Source organism: Asticcacaulis sp. AC466, from assembly GCF_000495815.1.
Taxonomy (GTDB): domain Bacteria; phylum Pseudomonadota; class Alphaproteobacteria; order Caulobacterales; family Caulobacteraceae; genus Asticcacaulis.
In genome coordinates, this window is sequence record NZ_AWGE01000018.1 from 90618 (window position 1) to 109917 (window position 19300).

Genomic DNA, 19300 nt, shown 5'->3' on the forward strand with positions numbered 1-19300 from the left:
GCTACTCGCCACCCCCCAGGGAATGCACATAGAGGGCAACCATGCGTTGGTTGTCATCGCTGAGGCGATGTTTCCAGGTCGGCATGACGCCGGCGCGGGCATTGGTGATCGTCTCGACGACGTCGGCGCGACGCCCGCCATAGAGCCAGATTGCGTCATTCAGGCGTGGCGCGCCCAGGTCACGATTACCTACACCGCCTTCGCCGTGGCAGGACACGCAGTTTGTCGCAAAAAGCGCCTGACCGCGTACCCAGGATGCCCCAGGGTTCGCTGGCGTGCCATGGGACAATTGCAGCACATAGGTGGCCACATCCTGAATCTCATCGCGCTTCAGGATCGCCCCGAACTTTGGCATCTGGGTTGTGTGGGTGTCCGGATCTGTGGACCGCGATCCAACCTGAATCGTGTGATAGATTGTGTCCACCTTACCGCCAAACAGCCAATCGTCATCATTCAGATTGGGGTAGCCTTTGCGTCCTTCACCGCCACTGCCGTGACAGGCCGCGCAGTTCTCCTTGAAGACCACGGCACCGCCGGCGCGGGCAAATTCATATACGGCGGGATCGGCACGAACCTGATCGAAGCTTTCACTATGAAAACGCGCCAGATAGGCCCCTTGCCGATCGGTGATTTCCTTCTGCTCGGCCTTGAGCTTGGTGTACTGCGTCCAGCCGAACAGGCCCCTGGTGTGCCCGCTGATGGAGGGCCAGGCCGGATAGACCACCCAGTATCCGATGGCGAAGACGATGGTGATCATCCACACGGTTAGCCACCATCTCGGTGCCGGCGTGTCCAGCTCCTTCAGGCCATCCCAGTCGTGACCAGTGGTTTCGGTTCCGCTAATCGGATCGACCTCAACGTTCGGGTCGCTGTTATTCCCCTTAGTTTTCTTCGACATTGTCTGTGTCCTCTTGAAGGGGAATAAGCCCGTAGGATTGGAGGCGCAGGCGGTTAGTTGGCCAGTACGCCCAGATGCAGATGGCGAAGAAGGTCGCCGAAAAGGCGAGCAAAACGGCCATACCTATATGTGTGTGGTTCATTTTATCACCGTCTTGGGCTCAACCGCCGCGGCGGCATGCAGTTCGAAATCAGGGTCGTAGGTCGTAAAATCGACCTGGGTGCCCAGTTGCTGGAGGTAGGCGATCAAGGCGTCCATTTCGGTCGGCGTTCCCGGTATGCCACCAAAGGCCTGAGGTACGACCTTGGCACCGTAACGGGCCTGCAAGCCCGATGCATCCTCATCCGGCAGGGTCTGCAAGGCCGCATCCTGCTGGGCATTGGCGATGTCGTCCTTTGTATAGGGCACGCCTTCAAAGCGGAGGACCTTCATACGATCGCCCAGGTCCCAGGTCTGCAAATAGGTCTTCGCCAGGAAGTCGTAATTGGGCATGATCGATTCCGGCACGACGCTGCGCGGATTGGTCAGGTGCTCGACATGCCACGCATTGGAGTACTTGCCGCCGACGCGGGCCAGATCAGGCCCCGTCCGTTCTGAGCCCCAAACAAAGGGATGGTCGTACATGCTTTCTGCGGCCAGAGAATAATGGCCGTAGCGCTGAACTTCATCGCGCAAAGGACGGATCTGCTGGGAATGGCAGACATTGCAGCCTTCGCGGATGTAGATGTCCTCACCTGCCAGCTCCAGCGGTGTAAGCGGACGAATACCCTTAACCGGCTCGATGGTCGTTTGCATCCGAAACAGCGGGACAATTTCAACAATGCCACCTATGGAGACGGCGACTACCGCGAAGATTAGCAACAATATGGAGTTGCGTTCGAGTTTCTTGTGACTTTCCAACATGGCGCGCTCCTTATTCCGCCGCCGCCAAAACGGGTGATGGCGCGGGTGTTTGGCTGTTGGCAGGCAGGGCGTCAGGCGATTGGATCGTCTTCCAGATATTCCAGACCATGATCAGCGCGCCGATCAGGAACAAGGCGCCGCCGACCGCGCGAATGATGTAATAGGGGTGCATGGCCTGAACGACCTCGACGAACGAGTAGGTCAGGAAGCCCATCTTGTCGTAGGCACGCCACATCAGGCCCTGCATGATGCCGGCGACCCACATCGACGTGATGTAGACAACGATGCCGACCGTGGAGATCCACAGGTGCAGGCTGATCGCCTTGGTCGAGTACATGCCCGCCTTTTTCCACAAATGGGGAACGAGGTAGTATATAGCTCCGAACGAGATATAGGCGACCCAGCCGAGCGCACCGGCGTGGACGTGACCGATGGTCCAGTTGGTGTAGTGCGACAAGGAGTTGACCGTCTTGATCGACATCAGCGGTCCTTCGAAGGTCGACATGCCGTAGAAGGACAGCGCAATGATCATGAACTGAAGGATCGGATCGTCCCGCAATTTGTGCCAGGCGCCCGAGAGGGTCATCATGCCGTTGATCATACCGCCCCAAGACGGCATCCACAGCATGATAGAGAAGGTCATGCCCAGGGTTTGTGCCCAGTCCGGCAGGGACGTGTAGAGAAGATGGTGCGGTCCCGCCCAGATATAGATGAAGATCAGGGACCAAAAGTGGATAATGGAGAGACGATAGGAATAGACCGGACGCTCCGCCTGCTTGGGGATATAGTAGTACATCATGCCCAAAAAGCCGGCGGTGAGGAAAAACCCGACCGCATTGTGCCCGTACCACCATTGTATCAGTGCGGACTGGACGCCCGCGAACAGGGAATAGCTCTTCGTTGAAACGGGCGAAATGGGAATGGCCAGGCCGTTGACCAGGTGCAGGATGGCAATGGTGACGATGAAGGCCAGGAAAAACCAGTTGGCGACATAGATGTGCTTTTCCTTGCGCAGGGTGAGCGTCATCAGGAAGTTGATCAGGTACACCACCCAGACGACGGTCAGCCACAGGTCGGCATACCATTCCGGCTCCGCATACTCCTTGCCCTGGGTAACGCCGAACAGATATCCCAGCCCCGCCATCAGGATGAAGGCCTGGTAACCCCAAAAATGGAACCAGGCCATCTTTGTGGAAAACAGCCGTGTATGACAGGTCCGTTGGACTACGTGGTAGGACGTGGCGAAGAGAATATTACCGCCGAATGCAAAAATAACGGCGGAAGTATGCAGGGGCCGCAAACGGCCGAAGTTCAGATAGGGCTCAATGTTGAACACAGGAAACGCCAACTGAATCGCAAGCAAAAGCCCGACCGCAAAACCGGCGATCGCCCAGAACATGGAGGCGATGGTGAAATATTTGATCACCAATTCGTCGTAACGCGGCGCCGGGCGCGGCGGCGGCGCAGATGCCGCCGTCATCGACAGGGCGGGATTCAGGGTTTGCACAGCTCTCTTCCTCTTTTTTTTCACGTACTCAGCCGACCGCCAGGGCCAGCAGAATCACGCCATTTACGCCAAGCGCCGCCAGGGTCAGGCCATCCTGAAGCCTGGGGCTCGTTTTTAGTAGATTGCCCGAGGCGAAGCTCAGGCTCATAAGTGCCGGTGTGGTGCCAAGGCCGAACAGCAACATGCCAACCCCACCCGCCAGCGGACTGGCCGTCGTCGCCACAGCCAACAAGGCCGTGAAAATCAGCGGACACGGTATGAAGCCCAGAGACACGCCCATCAGGTAGCGCCGCCAAATGTCCGTCGTCGTCGCCAAACGTTTCAAAGCGCCCAGATCACACGCGCCCGCTAGACCGCCCGGCAGGCGGAACGGCAGAACGATACCCAGTCGCCGCAAAAGCCGGCCGGCGAACAGGGACAGGAACAGAACCGCAACCAGCCCCAGCACCAAATGACGCAACAGGGCAAACCCGTTCCAGGTCGAAATGAGATGAAAGCTGGCGCCCGCCACCACGCCCAGTCCGGCATAGGTGGTGACACGTCCGGCATGATACGGCAGCAGCAACCGCGCCAGCTTCCCCTTTGTCGCCACGCTGCCAACCTGCGCCAGGACAAATCCCGAACACATGGTCAGACAATGTGTGACGCTCCCACCTAGGCCGGCAAGAAACAAGGAGAGGAGAATCGGCCTCTGGACTGCGGTTATGTCACCGCATATTTGCTGCCAAAACGCCTCGCCCACTGCCCTGCCCACGCCTGATCGGTTACTGGATGACTCCAACCTGAATATGCAACTGACTGCGCAGACAGGCCGAGCCGATGACTGGTGACAAGAATCGCAACCAGCCCTTGTCATTGCCAGACCATGACCGGGCGCGTCTGTATTTGATCGAAATCAAATCGACGGTGTGCATCTTGCCATTAGCCATTGAATTATAAGGATTAGCGACGATTTGACGCACGATTGCGCCGGTGCCTCTGACGGACGCGGCGCGCCATTGAGGTCCGATATATCGCGGGTAAGGGGTATTCTCACGATCATATCGGCGACCTTTACCGATACGCCCAGGCTCTACGGGATCATGTCAGCATATCGACTGCCGGATCTTACACGCAATGGGTGCGACCTTCTGTCCGTCCTGTATTTGATCACGGTCAAACCCATTCAGTCCACTAACCGCTACCGAAGAGCATCCGAAGCAAGCTCAAGGAGGCGGCCATGAAAGACGCGACATTACGCAAGCACATTCTCGACGAACTCGAATTCGATCCGGCAGTTGACGCCCAGCACATAGGCGTTTCTGTCGACGATGGCATCGTCAGCCTGTCGGGTCATGTCACAAGCTACGCCGAAAAGCGCGCGGCCGAAAACGCTGTGAGCCGGGTGCGCGGCGTGCGCGCCATCGCCGAAGACATTGCCATCGTTGCCAGGCAGCCCGCCAAAGTCAGTGATGAAGATATAGCCCGCCAAGCGCTGGCCATCATTTCGTGGGACACCACCATTCCTAAGGACAAGGTGAAAATCCGGGTTGAGAACGGTTGGGTCACTTTGGATGGGGACGTCGATTCCTACTTTCAACGCCGCAACGCCGAAGACGCGGTTCATCGGCTGGCCGGCGTCGAGGGCATAACCAACCGCATCAACATGCGTATCGCCGCCCAACCGGCCGACATTCACGAACGCATCGTCGCCGCCTTCCATCGCGATGCCAGCCTCGATCCGTCCGACATTCGCCTGACGGCCTTCGGCGGCAAGGTGACTCTGGATGGCACGGTTCACACCCTCTACGAACGCCAGTTGGCCGAACGTGCCGCCTGGAGCGCGCCGGGCGTCACCTATGTCGAAAGCCATCTGCGGGTCGATGAAACCGCCCCAGTGAACTGAGACCGGCGACCATCCATGACTGGCCGCCGCGACCACTATGCGCATATTCTGGAACAGGCCAGGCGGCTGCCCCGCATTCGTGTCTGCATCGTCCACCCAACCGATGGGCACGTATTGCAGGCTGCGGCTGAAGCGGAGGCCGCAGGCCTGATTACACCTATCCTTGTCGGTCCGCGCGCCCGGATCCAGACCGCAGCCACGGCGAGCGGCATCGATATAGCCTCTTGGCGCCTGGTAGATACTCCCCATAGCCACGCCGCCGCGGAACAGAGCGTTATCATCGCTGCCAGCGGAGAAGCGGATGCATTGATGAAAGGCGCCCTGCACACCGATGAATTATTGACCGCGGTCTTGGCAAAGACCGCCGGCCTCAGAACGGAAAGCCGGGTCTCTCACGCTTACGTTCTCGACGTTCCGATGTATCATAAGCCGCTCATTGTCACCGATGCGGCCGTCAATATCGCGCCATCGCTCGACGACAAGGCCGATATATGCCGCAACGCCATCAACCTGTGGCGCAGCTTGTTCGGCGATGCCCGTAAACCAAAGCTCGCCGTTTTGTCGGCGGTCGAAACCGTCATGAGCGCGATGCCGTCAACGCTTGACGCGGCCGCCCTGTGCAAGATGGCCGAGCGCGGGCAGATATCGGGCGCCATCATCGACGGCCCCCTCGCCTTCGACAATATCATAAGCCGTGACGCCGCAGCGGATAAAGGGCTCGTATCGGATGTCGCGGGCGATGCGGATATCATCTTGGTTCCGAATATTGAAACCGGGAACGCCCTGGCTAAGGAACTGATCTATCTGGGGCACGCCCAAGCCGCCGGCATTGGGCTGGGCGCACGGGTGCCCATCATCCTGACCAGCCGGGCCGACAGCGTCCACACCCGTCTGCTATCATGCGCCCTGGCACAATATCTCACCGACGCCCGCCAGAAAGGACTGATAAAATGAACGACGCCCTGCTTGTTCTGAATGCCGGTTCGTCCAGCCTGAAATTTCGGCTGTTCGCCATGGCGCCGGACCTGCCCTGCCTCGTCGGCGGGAAGATAACCGACATTGGCAATCGCCCCACCTTCCGGGCGCAGTGGTACAGCCCGCAGACCGATGACAAGCGTTCCACAGAAGAGATTCAGGACTTGTCTGCCTATACCGATATGAACCTGGCCGTAACCTATATCCTCAATTGGCTCAGCTATTACACTAAGCCTTGGGATATAAAGGCCTGCATCCACCGGATCGTTCACGGCGGATCGGATTTCGACAGCGCAACCGAATTGGACAGCCAGACTGTCGATGACCTGAGCGCACTCAATAGCTTGGCGCCACAGCATCAGCCGCACAATCTGGCCGCCGTTAAGGCCATGTGGACCGACAATCCGCAACTGCGGCAATTCGCCTGCTTCGACACCGCCTTCCATGCGCATCATGACAGGCTACACCACGAATTTGCCCTGCCCGCTCGACTTCGCGCCCAGGGCGTCAGACGCCACGGCTTTCACGGACTGTCCTATGGCTGGATTGCTCACCGCCTGAAATGCGATCATCCGCACCTGTCAAAGGGCAAGGTTGTCGCCGCCCATCTGGGTAATGGTGCCAGCCTCTGCGCCATGATGAACGGGAGAAGCATAGACACAACCATGGGCATGACCGTACTCGACGGCCTGCCCATGGGCACGCGATGCGGCGCTATCGATCCAGGCGCAGTGATATACATGCAGCAAAATCTGAGAATGCCCATCGAAGACATCGCCGACGCGCTCTATAACGAGTCCGGCCTCAAGGGCTTGTCGGGGATCAGCAACGACATGAAAGCCCTTCTGGACAGCGACGCCCCACGGGCGGCGTTCGCGGTTGACTATTTTGCGCTGAAAACCGCCCAACAGATCGCAGCCATGGCGGTGAGCCTGGGCGGCATGGACGGACTGGTGTTTACCGGCGGCATAGGTGAAAACGCGGCGCCCGTCCGCGACAAGATATTGAACCACCTGGCCTTCCTGGCGCCCTTTGAAACCCTTGTGATTGCGGCGAACGAAGAACGTCAGATGGCGACGGAGGTATACAGAAACTATTTCCAGGCAGCCGTGCCCGCGTGATTTGCCCCCTATCAAATACAGCCTGTCCCAGACAGTCCAAGATATCTATTCCTACGTAGCCAAGCTTATATGAGAAAGGATACATTGCCATGTCTACCCTGACATCCCTCTCCGCCGTGGCTCCGGTCACACGCCCCGTCAACGATCTCGATGAACTGAGTGCAACCCTCATCCAGACACGAGAAACACTATCTTGTGTCTCTGAAAACTGTCTAAACCTGACGCAAGCCTGGCTGGAGATGGCGCTGCAAGCAAGCACGACGCTGTCTCGTGTGACAACCGAAGCGGGGCAGGCATGGATCAATAGTTGGGCGCAGGCCCTCCAGTATGTTGCTGAGGCCAGCGGCGACGCCATGGCCTGCACAAGCCTTTACGATGTCATCGCTCTGCCAGCTGACCAGATGGCGCGCTTAACCAAAATGGCCGAAGGGGCGACCGCGCGCTACGCACATCTTTACGACACCGCCACGCGCGGAGGTGAGGCTCTGGCCTCCCTGACCAGCGCCATTTCAGAACAGGCCTTACAGACGGCTATCGAAGCCCCACTTAATCACCCGATCCGCTTGCGTGACGTCGCCTGAAAACGGCGAACGCGCGCTCATAGCCGGCACGAATTATCCCCCTTCGTGCCGGCTATTCTTTATGATCGGCGGCGCTCTGCTCTTCAATCGCGCCAGAGGCAACCAATTACCTCAAGATCCTTGAAAATATACGCGGAGGGCGGGCTGCGCCTTTACCAGTAAGTCCGCGGCCATGCGTCCAAAAAAGGCGGAGCCTTTGGGACCGACGTGCGTATAGTCAAAGGCTTGCTTGACCGAGCTATCGGCTTGGGACGCATCGGTAAAGATCGCCGGCACGGAGGTGCCTGTGTCCTGGGTATCGAGAATATTCTGAGGAATAGGCTGGCCTGCCAGGGAATTGGATTCGGGCAACCCCATCGCCTGGACGGCGGCATAGCTTTCTGCATTGAGGTCCATCAAGGCCACGCCTTCGCTGCGTGCGACTAAGCGGGTCGCCGTCGCCCATGGCAAAAGATCCGGATTGACGCGACCGTTCCTGAAATGGCGCTGAGTCAGCGGTGTGACAAGGACCGGAACGCCGCCAGCCTTAACAACATCACGAGCGTAGTTGCGCATGTTGACGGGAAACTCCGTCTCGATATTGGTGTGGCGTTCCGGCTTGGACGACCCGTCGTTATGGCCGAACTGAATCAATACATAGGTCGCCTGAAATCCCTGGCGATCGGTGACCTGGCTCATCACCTTGTCCCACAGGCCTTCGACACGATAACTTTTCGAACTGCGCCCACCGCGCGCCGCATTAATACAGGTGACTTCTGGACGAAATTGCGCGCAGAACCCCAACCCATATCCGCTTTTGTCGGTCATGGTTGAATCCCCGACCAAGATGATACGTATCGGTTTCAGCGTTTGTGCCATTACAGGCGACGCGAAAAGTCCGATGACAACGCCAAGCCCGGCAATGCATAAGCGACGTGAAATTTTCATGGCAACATCCTGATGTTTATCAGTCTTTCTCTTCTTTGATCTAGTTATGCCTAAAAGACACAAGGTCGACAGCGTAGCGACCATTCATTTCACAAATTCGGCGCCATAGGTTTCGGCCGTATCGCCCACGAGGGCAAGGTTTCCGATCGCCGCCATGGCCCACTGCGCCGCGCCATTGGTCGACACTTGCGGGTCTTCATCGACGGCGTGCAAGACGTTCGGTCCAACGACCCTCTGGGTTTCTGGGCGAAGCCGCGTCGGTCGCCCCTCCCCTTGCAAAAATTCCTGCCAGGCGCGTTTGGCCAGGGCGGGATCTTTCAATTCACGCGCCGCATAGGCGGTAAAGCGTGAATGGGCTTCGCGTAACGACCGTCCCTTCGGCACGCTGCCCAAAAAAGCGGCGATTTCAGCTTCTGGAGCATTGTAATATTTGCAGTAATCGAGCCAGACTTTTTTATAAGCCGGTACATCCAGAAGCTTGAACAACTCCATGTGGATTTCAAACACGCCGAACACGCCGTTCAGATGGGAGACGCTGACCTTGTCCCCTGCACCAAGGAACTTACCGGTCTTCAGGTCGAAGGGCGCACCGCCGGCGAACCAGCCATATTTCATTTTGGCGATTGAGTTCATGCCGTTGAGAATGCGGTCACGCCATTGGGTATCCCCCGTACGCTCCCATTCGGTCAGCCATGCCGGCAGGAACGCGCCCCAGCTGGTGCCAAAGGCGCAATCGACCGTGCCGGGAATACGTTGGCGAATGCCCAGGCCGCTCCCTCCCTTGGCGCCCACCTTGCGCTCAATAAAGACTGTCTGCAAAGACTCTTCGGAATGGATCAGGTCACGCATCAGGTCGCCAACGCGTTCATCGGTGGTCAGATAATAGTAGAAGCGGCGATAGGCGGCGTTGCTGACGCGGGGCTGCTTGGACGAATCGCTGAAATGCTGCACGCCATGACGGGTCCCGAAACCCTTGTATGGCCCCAGATGATAGACATCGACCTCACCGGTATGCCGGGTCATGGCTTCGGCCATGCGGAAGACATCGGCGCGGCCTGTCCTCAAATAGCCGTACCACATCATCATGTCGGTGGAGAGCTCGGAGTTGTCCCACGCGAACCCACCAATATCATAACGCCAAACATGGCGATCGGCATCGTAGGCGTGCATGACGTCGCCATAGTTCCAGAACCCGTACCAGCGATGCTGTTCGATCTGGCTGAGATAGTAGTCAAGCTGGTAGGTAAAGCGGTTTTCGATCGCGGCCTTAACGGGCGTCGATGAATCCGGTACGGTCCATTCACCAAAAACATCAGCGGCGAGCAAACGTTCAGGCGACACTATCAGACGCGGCGCCTCAGCTACATTGCTAGCCATAGCCGCCAGGCGCTCGCGGTCCGGTGTCGACGCCAGGGCCCAAAGGGTCAGTTCGCTTGTCCGTGCAATGCCGTAAGGCGTGTCATATCCGGGTTCATAGTCTTCATAGGTGATATTGAGCCCGGCATTCTGCTTGTCATAGGTATCCATACCCCAGACGGGGCGGTAAGACCGCATATCCATGGCCGGCGCATCGGGGGACCATAGCCATGCCGTGACGCTGGCCATGTCGGTCACCGCATCGCGGATATCAAGCCGGGTCGGTGCTCTTTGCCAGAAATCCTTTAGACCCAGGGCCACGCCGCCACCTGCCCCACCGGTATAAACAAAGCCCGACGCGCGGCGATCTCCGGCCGCGTCTATCCAGGCTTGGCCGGCCTGGGTCCGCTTGCGAAGGCTGAACCCATCGGCATTGGACTGAGACAAGGTAAAGTCGCTCCAGGTCGGGATAGTATCGAGCCCTTGCCCAACCCCTTGCTGCATACCGGATATATCGGGTACGGCACGCCCAGCGATCTGCGCCTCGCGGAAAGCCTTGCCAGGGTCGCGGCGCAAACCGGTCAGCGGGCGCACCGCCTCCCCCCAAATCCCGTTGTCCTGGCCGGAAAACCGCACATGGCGGTTATGGGGCGCATCAGACATCGGCACGGCCGCCGTCAGACCCAGTCCGCGGATGAAATCCTTGTGGTTATCGCCATCGAATATGAAGCTATGGACAATGCGCAGGCTTTCCGCCCCGGCATAGGCATAGAGGCGGACGGTAAAGGGCAGCCATTCGCGACCATTCCCGACATGCTTGCCTTCCAGTTTGATGACTGCGCGCACGGGACCGCTCTGCTCGACGGTAAGCTTTGTAACCGTGCCTTGATAACGAGTCTGAGTCACCGTTTCGGCCTCATCCAGCGATGCCGCGCCCTGACACAGGCAGGTCAAGCCGACAGCGCCCATGACGGGCTTACCCGCCCGCGTGGCCGATGCGACCAATTGGGACCCGGCGGTTGGGATCGTCCAGGTCAGATCCCCCGACGTGATGATAACAGCCTGCGCACTCTGCTTAATACTCACCGGCGCCTGCGGCGCAACTCCCGCACCAAGCGTCAGCTTATAAGCCTTCGCCGGTGCCGACGACGACACCACTGCGTGGCCGGACCATTTCAAGGAACCGTCCGGCCAATAGGCCGCCGGCCAGGACTGAACGGCCAGTTCACCACTGGACGAACTCAGGCTGAAGGCTGCGTTCGCATTGACCGCACCGCGCGGCCAAGGCACCCCAAAGGCACCGCCTTCAAAATGGATCGGAGCATCACCGTCCAGCCAGTGCGCCACGGTATCGGGAGCTGACGCCTTCGTAGGCTTGGCGACTACCGTCGCTGCGCTAGACGCAAGAACGCCAGCAGCAGCCGCGTGAAGAAGCAATTGGCGCCGGGACAAGTCGGACATAAATTTCCTCGCGATGATAAGTGAGCGCTCCCCGGCGCGCCACACGACGATGAAATGAACACGATTGCGCAAAATAAGTCAATCTTGATCATAATGCAGAAAAAACGCCAGCTCCGTAAAAGAGCTGGCGCAAGAGTTTCAGGGAGGAACGCGTTTACTAGTAGCGGAGGGTAAAGCCAGTGGTAACCCGGTAGCCGGCATAACCGACTTCCATGATCGATTCGACACCGTCGCTATAGGTCAGGTACGAGCCTTGAGTGGTCAGCTTGGCCTTCTCCTTGCGGATGTTGGTCGCCTGCACAAAGACTTCGGCATGCTCATTCAGCTTATGATTGATTTTGAAATCAAGATACTGAGATTCTGCGGTATAGGTTGGAGAGCCCGGGTTGTAAGGCAGACGTACGGTCTGATAGCCGTCGCCAGGATAGTTAGCCCCAGTCGTCACGCCGCAGGAAGAGATACAGTTGAAGCTATCTGAACGGCCCTGCCAGGCGAGACGCGCAGTGGTGCGACCGTCATCGTACCACAAGGAGAGGTTGGCGTAGTAGCTTGGCTCGCCAACCGGCGGCATCAGGTCGCCGCTGTTCGGGTCGCGGATACCTCCCTGGGTCGTGGAAGACTCGATGGTTGCATAGTTTCCATCCATGCCAAGGTATTTGAGCTTCCACGGCAGGAAGGTAAATGCCGTCTTGAAGGCATATTCCTTGCCTCGACGCACAAAGGCGTTGGAATTGACGTACGTGGTATAAGTATAGTCTTCGTTGGATACATCCTTACCGGTAATCGGGTCTATCGCGCCTGTACCGGCCAATAGTTTACCGGTATTGTTGCCTTGCGTGGAGACACCGCCGGACTTGATATCGTTCTTGAATACGGCGAACGAGAACTGCGTATCCCTATTCGGATACCACTCGAGGCTCCAATTGTGGTTGTTTGAAATAAACGGATTAAGTGCAGGATTGCCGAAAGTGGTACAAGCCTCTGCCGCATCCGACTGATCTTTTCGTTGGTCAATCTCGCACTGCCCCCCCGGCAAAAGATAGTTCAACCCAGGACGCGCGATGACCTTACCGGAATAGTAACGCGCCACCAGCTTATCGCGCAAAACCCACAGATTATAATTATAGCTGTGCATCCAGTCGGTGGTTTCGTTTTGAACCGATACAATATTGTTAGCCGTATAGGTGGTAGTGGCATTATTCAGAGTCGACGGGGTACAATCCGCCAAGCTATTGCACCGACGGGCGACGATATTCGTCGTGCCAGTTCCATTCACCTCCGTCTTGACCATACGGACGCCCATATTACCGTTGAAGAGCATGTCAAACGGCAGTTCCTGCTCGAATTCGGTCATGAAATAGGCCGCAAACGTCTTTTCATTCGCCTGCGATTTCAGCATGTCATACATCTTGCCATCGCTGGCCATACATACCTTGACACAATCAAAGTTGTAATATTTGAGCGGATCGCCGCCCGCGCTGTAAGCTGCCGTTTTGGATGCTTCCTGGATCAGATTGTAGAACTTCTGCACATCGATCTGGGACCAACCGTCAATCAAATTGCCGCGGTCCGGATAGCCAGCGAAAAACTGGTTCGTGGGCGGCAGGAAGACTTGGCCCAGAATATTCTGCAGGTCTTGAGGACGCATTGTGAACGTCCCTTCGTGGTTAGTCCCAAGATCAGTATTGGCCAGATAACCGTAGTTACAAGGCAGGGCACCGGCGGGTGCTGAAGTCCCGGCCGCACCATACTTGGTATCGTCACAGGCGCGCACAACGCTACGTAAAGTAGAACGTGCGATGACAACCGGCGTCACGCCAGGCGAAGCGGGAACAACCGTGCGCCCACCGCCGCCCCAGCCGGTACTGGTATATTCGCGGGCGTTGAAACCCGACGAAACATTTTTGAAAAAGGGAACCTTGTTCTCAAAATTATAGGCCAAATCAACACGAGCCGTGTTTTCAGACGTCTCGGACAAGCGTGGCGACATCTGAATGCCGACATTGAAGCTTACCCATGGCTGTTGGGCGGCTGTGTAGGCCCCCATCTGTCCTGGCACGCAAGGGTTAGTGGCGCTCGGCGTACAGGCGCCGCGTGTCGTTGCCACTGGCCTTGTAACCGTGTAGAGAGACGGATCACTGTTTTGCAGACTGGACGGATAGGCAATGCTCCAAAGCCCGCCATCGCTGCGCGAAATCGTTGCAGAGCCGTAGGTGTAGGTCAGCCCCGGATTTATACGGTAGTCGTAGCGACTATATTCCGACTCAGACCGCCCGAAAATGCCTTTGGCTGTAAACGGGCCGCGGTGAAAATCAAAGCCAGTCGAAATATAACTGGATCGAATATCATTGACGTTCTGGATCTGGTCGGTGCTGATTGCGCCGTCGGTGATAGTGCCTGAAATGAGATGGTGACTGTCGTCAAAGACCAACGAATCGGGAACCAGGTTGACGGCCACACCACGGACGCCGTTCGCCGATGCAGCCGCATTATTTGGCGCAACGGACCCACCCAGACTGATCCCGTCATAGATGTAGTAACCGGAATTCGGCACCGCATTTCGTACGCCGGCGGTATCAAGATAAGCGACACCATTATAGGCGGGATTGCCACCGTTAGCGGGAATGCTGATCTGCCCTGATGGATTGAAGTTGATGCCACCGACGTTGTACGTCAATTGTGTGTCATGGTTTTTACGATGGTTAAATGTTCCGCGAACAAAAACATCGAGATCATCATTGACGCGATAGTCGGCGCGCAGATCGATCGTCTGACGCATTTCGATATTCTGGCGGACGAAGTAACGAATGAGCGAAGGCGTGTAATCGCCCCATTGATTCAAGCATGTCATTAGTTCGTTGGTGCGCTGCGCCGTTGCGGCCGAGTTGCCAGTCAGGAGCGGGAACGCCGCGTAACAATCGGCTTTGGTTGCGGCGGCCGCAGACTTTGTCAACAGCGACAGAGGTGTTTCCGTGCTGCCGTTTCCGAACACCGTGTTGATGCCCGCGCCAGAGAGGGTCGAAGGGTTAAATGTAAAGGTTTTATTGGGTGAATTATCTAAATCGACCGCCGCCGTACCCACAACATTGCCGGAACCCGCAGCGGTGAAATTTCGCATTAGACCCGTGCCGCCGTTAGACTGGGTAATCGCATTATTGTCGTTCTGAATATTCGACTGCGACATATTCAACAAGATGCCCAAACGGTCATTCATGAACTTGCGCGTGGCAATCAGGTTATAACCTGGCGTCCACTTCTTGCTGAGCGAGTTTTGTGTCTGGTCAAAACGCAGCGAAAGGAAAGGCTTCTTGAAGTCCAGTGCGGTACGAGACGTGACCTGGATAGATCCGCCGATACCGCCTTCGGTCATGGCGGCAGTGGAGCCCTTCACCACGTCGACACTCTTGATCAAATCCGCCGGAAATTCACGGAAATCCTTATTGCGACCACTTCCGCCAAATTGGAGACCGCCCGTCGTGGAGGTGTCCTGAACACCCAGGCCATCGATTTCGACATTGACCTGGTCAGATGTCGAACCGCGTAAGGCAACCGTTTCGCCTTCGCCGTAGTCCGAACGGGACAGGGCGACCCCCGCGATACGCGAAATGGCTTCGCCAATATTTCTATCAGGGAATTTGCCGACGTCTTCCGCCACGATGGAATCCGTGGCCGTCTTGGCCTTCTTCTTGCGGTCAATCGACGAACGCTGCGATCCACGTGTGCCAACAACGATCACCTCGGTGGCGCCAGACGTATCGGCCGCCGGAGCAGCGTCCTGTGCAAAAGCCGCTTGCGTCAGCGTCATGCCGGCGAACACTGTGACGATCGTCATAGCGGTGCCGCGGCACAAATAACGGCTGAATAGACTGGTATGGCTGATCTTCATAGTTTCCTCCTGATGCGGTCGAACACACACTCTTTTTTATTGTCGCGTGCTCGTCCGGTGACTTATCCCTGTGCCCGCTAGACGCGGAACGTTTGAAACGCAGAGGTCATCCTATGCACCTCCCCAAAAGACGCTTCGTCTAATGCTCACATCCTCATTGATTGAATTTGACAAGTCAAGACGACTGTGACCGAATTTAAGCTTAAATAGCATCATTCCAATCATATTGCGACCCAAAAGTAACACAAATGACACAATTTAGGCCAATTAAGAGGCGGGATCGCATCGACACGCCGCAATAAGATCACATTCACTCATATTCAATCATTACACAGATGGAGTGACTTCGACGGCGTATACGTGAATGGGCCCATGCATGTTGGAGCGAAACACCAACCATTTCCCGTCTGGTGTGAATTGCAGATTGGGTTCCGTGCGGTAATCGTGCCGCGCCATATTGACCAGCTTTTGCGCCCGCAGCACACCCGGGCGCACCAGATCCGCAGCATTGGGCGCGGACACACCCAAGTCTTCAATGATGTCTGGCCGGAAGAGATAAAGCCACTTCCCATCCTTGGCGAAAGCAACCATTTCCGAATCGCCACCGTCGCCGGCAAATAGCTTGCCATCGCGCGAAATCTGGAAATGAACCGACCATTCGTCTCGGTCCATATGATACCAGATGCGTTTCCGCGTCTTCAGATCGAAACTGGCCAGCCAGAAATCCTCGCTGCGCGGCGTTTGCAGGTCATAGAGAATGCGCTGACCATCGAAACTGAAGAACTCGTGACCAGCGATCTCCATGTTCATGGTACGCTTATGGATATTCTGCTTCTGCGTCCCGTCTGTGCGGATGGTCCATATCCGGTCAACGCTGTGCCAGGGCCCTTCGTGGCAATACATGATCTGTTGCGGATCGGTCGGAGAAAACTGGACGTGGTTCAACCAATCGGTAGAGGCGGTCACAACCTTGCGCTCACCCGTTGCAATGTTGAGCGTGAAGATTTCCATCGGGATGTTTTGCGCCAAGCGGTCGGCCATGCGCACTTCTTTTGCGGCCGCAAACGACAAGGGCTTGCCGTCTGGACCCACGGCATTGTACCCCCCATCCGTACCGGCAACCTTCGGACCAGGCTGCAGGTCGTAAGACCGCTCCGCCCACGTGCCGACCATCAGCGTGTCGTCGGCGTTCACTGACATGATACCGCCCTTAACGTCGGCGGCTATGGTCGTAATCGCACCATTTGCCATGTCAATGGTCACAATCTCACCACCTGTCGGCTTACCGTCGGCTTCGCGCCCCGTCTTGCGTGCGTAAAGCCGTGGTTGAGAGCGCGACATCATCATCGCGCGGTATCCCTTGCCGGTCAGCGGTGTAACCGCCCAGGTTTGCAAGTCGACTTTCATAATGCCTGACGGCGAATCGTAGACCATCCATCGCCCGTCGGGCGTAAAGGCGTTGTCGTGGAAATACAGGGATTTGGAGCCAGCTTCCGTCGAGATGCAGATAATCCGATGGCCCGTATCCGCATCGATCCATTCCTTCGGCAAAGCGGGTTCAGCGGCCTCGGCGACCGCAACGGGCAGGGCCGCCAGCGTCGTCAACGCCGCAGCGCTTTTCAGAAAGTCGCGTTTTTTCATCTGGCGTTTCCTTCATGTCTAGTTTGACATAAAGGTTAAACGTCTTTCTGGCAAAATCAATCACATAGAATCATTTTTGCTCAATACGTTTGTCGCGCTCAGGTGACGAGGCGACGAACTTCCAGATCGCTGTACATCGCCGATAAAGGCGCCATCTGGCGGAATCCGATGTAACCGTTGGTCGGGGCCGCGGCCGGATCGCCACGCCAGTTCAAAATCGGCAGATCATTGATAAAAAAAGCAACGTCAGCGCCGGACTTGCGCAGGCAAATGCGATAGGGTGGCGTCGCATCGGCGACATCCGGCAGGGGGTCGGCGCCCTGCGCCAGCAGTTCGAATCCCGGCGCTCGGCGCAAATTGCACAGATGGAAGGCGCGCTCGCTTTCCCAGCGGCGCCGAAAATAGGCAATCTGCAATGCCGAAACGTCGCTTTGGGTATATTGATCATAGATGCCGGCACGCGACTTTAAGCGAGTATCGAACAAGTCCACGCGCTCGGCCCCGACAAGGCCTTGCGCGGCAAAGAACAGAATACAGAGGCCCGGCTCTTCCAGGGCCGTGAAGTTCCAGCTTATTTCGATGTGGTCCGGTAAGACTTCCGGGCACCAAAAGACAAAGTTGGATGCCTGGCCTTGATCAGACGACAGTCTATTGCGTAATCGCAATTGCCCAATATCGAAATCGGCAATGGCCTCTCCTTCTAGCCGAAACCCCGCAATATCCGACGGGCGCTTCAGCGGATTGGCATACACCAGATCCCCTGCGGCAACGGCCGGTCCAGCCAGAAGTCCGGCCGCCCCCAGCAACAGACGCCGTCGGTCAAACAATGCCACCGCCTAGATCGCTGCGCAATCGGCGCGTCTTCATCTTCTGGCTACGATAGCCCGAGGCACGATAGGTGGCGATCGGGTCGATGGCGCCCCCTGCCCGCACGCGCGCCATGGCCAGGGCCGGGCGGACATCGGTTTCAAAGGACAGGCGCAGGCAGTTGTGTGCCATGATGACGTCATTGTCCTCCTGATAACCCTTGAGGGCGTCACGATCGACGATCAGCGCCTTGACATAGGCCCCAGCAATCGCCCGCGCCGAATTCAGCAGGCTTTCGATGGGGTCTGTAACATTGTGCGACTGGTCCATCATATAGGCCGGATCGAACTGTCCTTTAGCGCGCCGTTCCGCCGAAATCAGTTCGTTGAACACCAAGAAAAGCTGAAACGGATTGATAGACCCGGAATCGAGATCATCGTCGCCATATTTCGAATCGTTGAAGTGGAAACCGCCGAGTTTGCCGAACATGGCTAGGCGAGCGACAATCATCTCAATATTGACGTTTGGCGCATGGTGACCCAAATCGACAAGACACTGCGCCTTGTCGCCCAGCCGTTGCGCACACAGGATCGACGTGCCCCAATCCTGCACGACGGTTGAGTAGAATGCCGGCTCATAGATTTTATGCTCGATAAGCAACCGCCAATCGTTGGGCAGATGTGCATATACCCCCTGCAGACTCTCCAGATAGCGTTCCAACGTGTCGGTAAATTCGTTCTGGCCTGGGAAATTGGAACCGTCCCCGATCCAGACCGTCAAGGCTTTGGAACCCAGCACCTTACCGGCCTCGATGCAGTCGATATTGTGCTGGACGGCTTGTTCGCGCGTGGCCGCGTTGGAATGGCTGAGACTACCGTACTTGTAGGAGCGCGCCTGACCCGTCTGGTCCTGAAACGTATTGGAATTGATAGCATCGAACCCGATGCCGAGAGTTTCGGCATATTGTCGCAACTCGGAATAGTCATCCGTCTTGTCCCAGGGCAGGTGAACTGACACCCGCGGCGTCAGGCCGGTCAGTTGATGCACAACACTGCAATCCTCGATTTTTTCGAAGATGTTATTGGGCTCGCCGGGCAGGGGGAAACGGGCATACCGGGTTCCACCCGACACCATGCCCCAACTCGGCAAACCGACCTGAAGCGTCATTAGACGATCGACCATGTGTTCGATATCGATATTTTCTCGCGCCAGACGCACGGCCAACGCATCGTAATCGGCCAGGTGCGCGGACATCAGCTTGGCATTCGACGCGGCGATCACCTCTGGCGGTATCAGCGACATCTTGCGGTCTATGGTCAGATATCCCATGGGGTTCCCTCGCACCACTTTGT

The 19300-nt window shown here is 57.1% G+C and carries 15 protein-coding genes; 4 read left to right on the top strand and 11 right to left on the bottom strand.

From position 1 onward, the window contains the following. Nucleotide 1: 1 nt before the first annotated feature. From ccoP to AEAC466_RS0122700, 5 genes are read right to left on the bottom strand one after another with little or no spacing between them, the layout of a single operon-like run. Nucleotides 2–898, bottom strand: coding sequence for a cytochrome-c oxidase, cbb3-type subunit III (gene ccoP / locus AEAC466_RS39145; protein WP_023459393.1), 897 nt, complete (start codon nucleotides 896–898; stop codon nucleotides 2–4). Continuing rightward, the gene (locus AEAC466_RS44215) at nucleotides 882–1040 is read right to left on the bottom strand and encodes a cbb3-type cytochrome oxidase subunit 3 (protein ID WP_081714693.1); all 159 of its coding nucleotides are present in this window, start codon (nucleotides 1038–1040) and stop codon (nucleotides 882–884) included. The genes ccoP and AEAC466_RS44215 overlap by 17 nt, the downstream gene beginning before the upstream one ends. Next, nucleotides 1037–1801: a cytochrome-c oxidase, cbb3-type subunit II gene (gene ccoO / locus AEAC466_RS39150; protein WP_023459395.1), complete on the bottom strand. Its 765-nt coding sequence runs from the start codon at nucleotides 1799–1801 to the stop codon at nucleotides 1037–1039. Before ccoO ends, AEAC466_RS44215 begins: the two co-directional genes overlap by 4 nt. A 10-nt stretch (nucleotides 1802–1811) precedes the next feature. Beyond that, entirely contained in the window at nucleotides 1812–3281 is a 1470-nt protein-coding gene (ccoN, locus tag AEAC466_RS39155) for a cytochrome-c oxidase, cbb3-type subunit I (RefSeq protein WP_035430259.1), read from the bottom strand. Between the two features lie 55 nt (nucleotides 3282–3336). Beyond that, entirely contained in the window at nucleotides 3337–4164 is an 828-nt protein-coding gene (locus AEAC466_RS0122700; RefSeq protein ID WP_081714694.1) for a sulfite exporter TauE/SafE family protein, read from the bottom strand. Nucleotides 4165–4527: 363 nt separating this feature from the next. Here AEAC466_RS0122700 and AEAC466_RS39160 point away from each other — a divergent pair, with 363 nt between their 5' ends. The 4 genes from AEAC466_RS39160 (at nucleotide 4528) to AEAC466_RS39175 (ending at nucleotide 7870) form a co-directional block, all read left to right on the top strand. Then, a complete protein-coding gene (locus AEAC466_RS39160) occupies nucleotides 4528–5193 on the top strand; it encodes a BON domain-containing protein (RefSeq protein WP_023459399.1) in 666 nt (221 codons plus the stop codon). Between the two features lie 15 nt (nucleotides 5194–5208). Next, on the top strand, nucleotides 5209–6147 hold the full coding sequence (locus AEAC466_RS39165; RefSeq protein ID WP_023459400.1) for a bifunctional enoyl-CoA hydratase/phosphate acetyltransferase: 939 nt from the start codon (nucleotides 5209–5211) through the stop codon (nucleotides 6145–6147). Beyond that, on the top strand, nucleotides 6144–7289 hold the full coding sequence (locus tag AEAC466_RS39170; protein ID WP_023459401.1) for an acetate/propionate family kinase: 1146 nt from the start codon (nucleotides 6144–6146) through the stop codon (nucleotides 7287–7289). Before AEAC466_RS39165 ends, AEAC466_RS39170 begins: the two co-directional genes overlap by 4 nt. 89 nt (nucleotides 7290–7378) lie before the next feature. Continuing rightward, the gene (locus AEAC466_RS39175) at nucleotides 7379–7870 is read left to right on the top strand and encodes a hypothetical protein (protein ID WP_023459402.1); all 492 of its coding nucleotides are present in this window, start codon (nucleotides 7379–7381) and stop codon (nucleotides 7868–7870) included. A 111-nt stretch (nucleotides 7871–7981) separates the two neighbouring features. Here AEAC466_RS39175 and AEAC466_RS39180 read toward each other — a convergent pair whose 3' ends face one another. The 6 genes from AEAC466_RS39180 to rhaI all read right to left on the bottom strand — a co-directional run bounded on the left by AEAC466_RS39180 (nucleotide 7982) and on the right by rhaI (nucleotide 19277). Beyond that, nucleotides 7982–8677, bottom strand: a complete 696-nt coding sequence (locus AEAC466_RS39180) for an SGNH/GDSL hydrolase family protein (RefSeq protein WP_235074330.1) — start codon at nucleotides 8675–8677, stop codon at nucleotides 7982–7984. A 204-nt stretch (nucleotides 8678–8881) separates the two neighbouring features. Next, nucleotides 8882–11614, bottom strand: a complete 2733-nt coding sequence (locus AEAC466_RS39185; RefSeq protein WP_031239258.1) for an exo-rhamnogalacturonan lyase family protein — start codon at nucleotides 11612–11614, stop codon at nucleotides 8882–8884. 157 nt (nucleotides 11615–11771) lie between these two features. Next, nucleotides 11772–15500, bottom strand: a complete 3729-nt coding sequence (locus AEAC466_RS39190; RefSeq protein WP_023459405.1) for a TonB-dependent receptor — start codon at nucleotides 15498–15500, stop codon at nucleotides 11772–11774. A 327-nt stretch (nucleotides 15501–15827) separates the two neighbouring features. Further along, the gene (locus tag AEAC466_RS39195; protein WP_023459406.1) at nucleotides 15828–17141 is read right to left on the bottom strand and encodes an oligogalacturonate lyase family protein; all 1314 of its coding nucleotides are present in this window, start codon (nucleotides 17139–17141) and stop codon (nucleotides 15828–15830) included. 98 nt (nucleotides 17142–17239) lie between these two features. Beyond that, a complete protein-coding gene (locus AEAC466_RS39200; protein ID WP_023459407.1) occupies nucleotides 17240–17968 on the bottom strand; it encodes a DUF1961 family protein in 729 nt (242 codons plus the stop codon). After that, complete coding sequence (gene rhaI, locus AEAC466_RS39205; protein WP_023459408.1) at nucleotides 17961–19277, bottom strand: L-rhamnose catabolism isomerase; 1317 nt, start codon at nucleotides 19275–19277, stop codon at nucleotides 17961–17963. The genes AEAC466_RS39200 and rhaI overlap by 8 nt, the downstream gene beginning before the upstream one ends. Nucleotides 19278–19300: the final 23 nt, after the last annotated feature.

What these genes read in the sequence shown, in the direction of transcription:
- ccoP (WP_023459393.1), bottom strand. Translation starts at nt 898, where the DNA reads ATGTCGAAGAAAACTAAGGGGAATAACAGCGACCCGAACGTTGAGGTC.
- AEAC466_RS44215 (WP_081714693.1), bottom strand. Translation starts at nt 1,040, where the DNA reads ATGAACCACACACATATAGGTATGGCCGTTTTGCTCGCCTTTTCGGCG.
- ccoO (WP_023459395.1), bottom strand. Translation starts at nt 1,801, where the DNA reads ATGTTGGAAAGTCACAAGAAACTCGAACGCAACTCCATATTGTTGCTA.
- ccoN (WP_035430259.1), bottom strand. Translation starts at nt 3,281, where the DNA reads ATGACGGCGGCATCTGCGCCGCCGCCGCGCCCGGCGCCGCGTTACGAC.
- AEAC466_RS0122700 (WP_081714694.1), bottom strand. Translation starts at nt 4,164, where the DNA reads ATGACAAGGGCTGGTTGCGATTCTTGTCACCAGTCATCGGCTCGGCCT.
- AEAC466_RS39160 (WP_023459399.1), top strand. Translation starts at nt 4,528, where the DNA reads ATGAAAGACGCGACATTACGCAAGCACATTCTCGACGAACTCGAATTC.
- AEAC466_RS39165 (WP_023459400.1), top strand. Translation starts at nt 5,209, where the DNA reads ATGACTGGCCGCCGCGACCACTATGCGCATATTCTGGAACAGGCCAGG.
- AEAC466_RS39170 (WP_023459401.1), top strand. Translation starts at nt 6,144, where the DNA reads ATGAACGACGCCCTGCTTGTTCTGAATGCCGGTTCGTCCAGCCTGAAA.
- AEAC466_RS39175 (WP_023459402.1), top strand. Translation starts at nt 7,379, where the DNA reads ATGTCTACCCTGACATCCCTCTCCGCCGTGGCTCCGGTCACACGCCCC.
- AEAC466_RS39180 (WP_235074330.1), bottom strand. Translation starts at nt 8,677, where the DNA reads ATGACCGACAAAAGCGGATATGGGTTGGGGTTCTGCGCGCAATTTCGT.
- AEAC466_RS39185 (WP_031239258.1), bottom strand. Translation starts at nt 11,614, where the DNA reads ATGTCCGACTTGTCCCGGCGCCAATTGCTTCTTCACGCGGCTGCTGCT.
- AEAC466_RS39190 (WP_023459405.1), bottom strand. Translation starts at nt 15,500, where the DNA reads ATGAAGATCAGCCATACCAGTCTATTCAGCCGTTATTTGTGCCGCGGC.
- AEAC466_RS39195 (WP_023459406.1), bottom strand. Translation starts at nt 17,141, where the DNA reads ATGAAAAAACGCGACTTTCTGAAAAGCGCTGCGGCGTTGACGACGCTG.
- rhaI (WP_023459408.1), bottom strand. Translation starts at nt 19,277, where the DNA reads ATGGGATATCTGACCATAGACCGCAAGATGTCGCTGATACCGCCAGAG.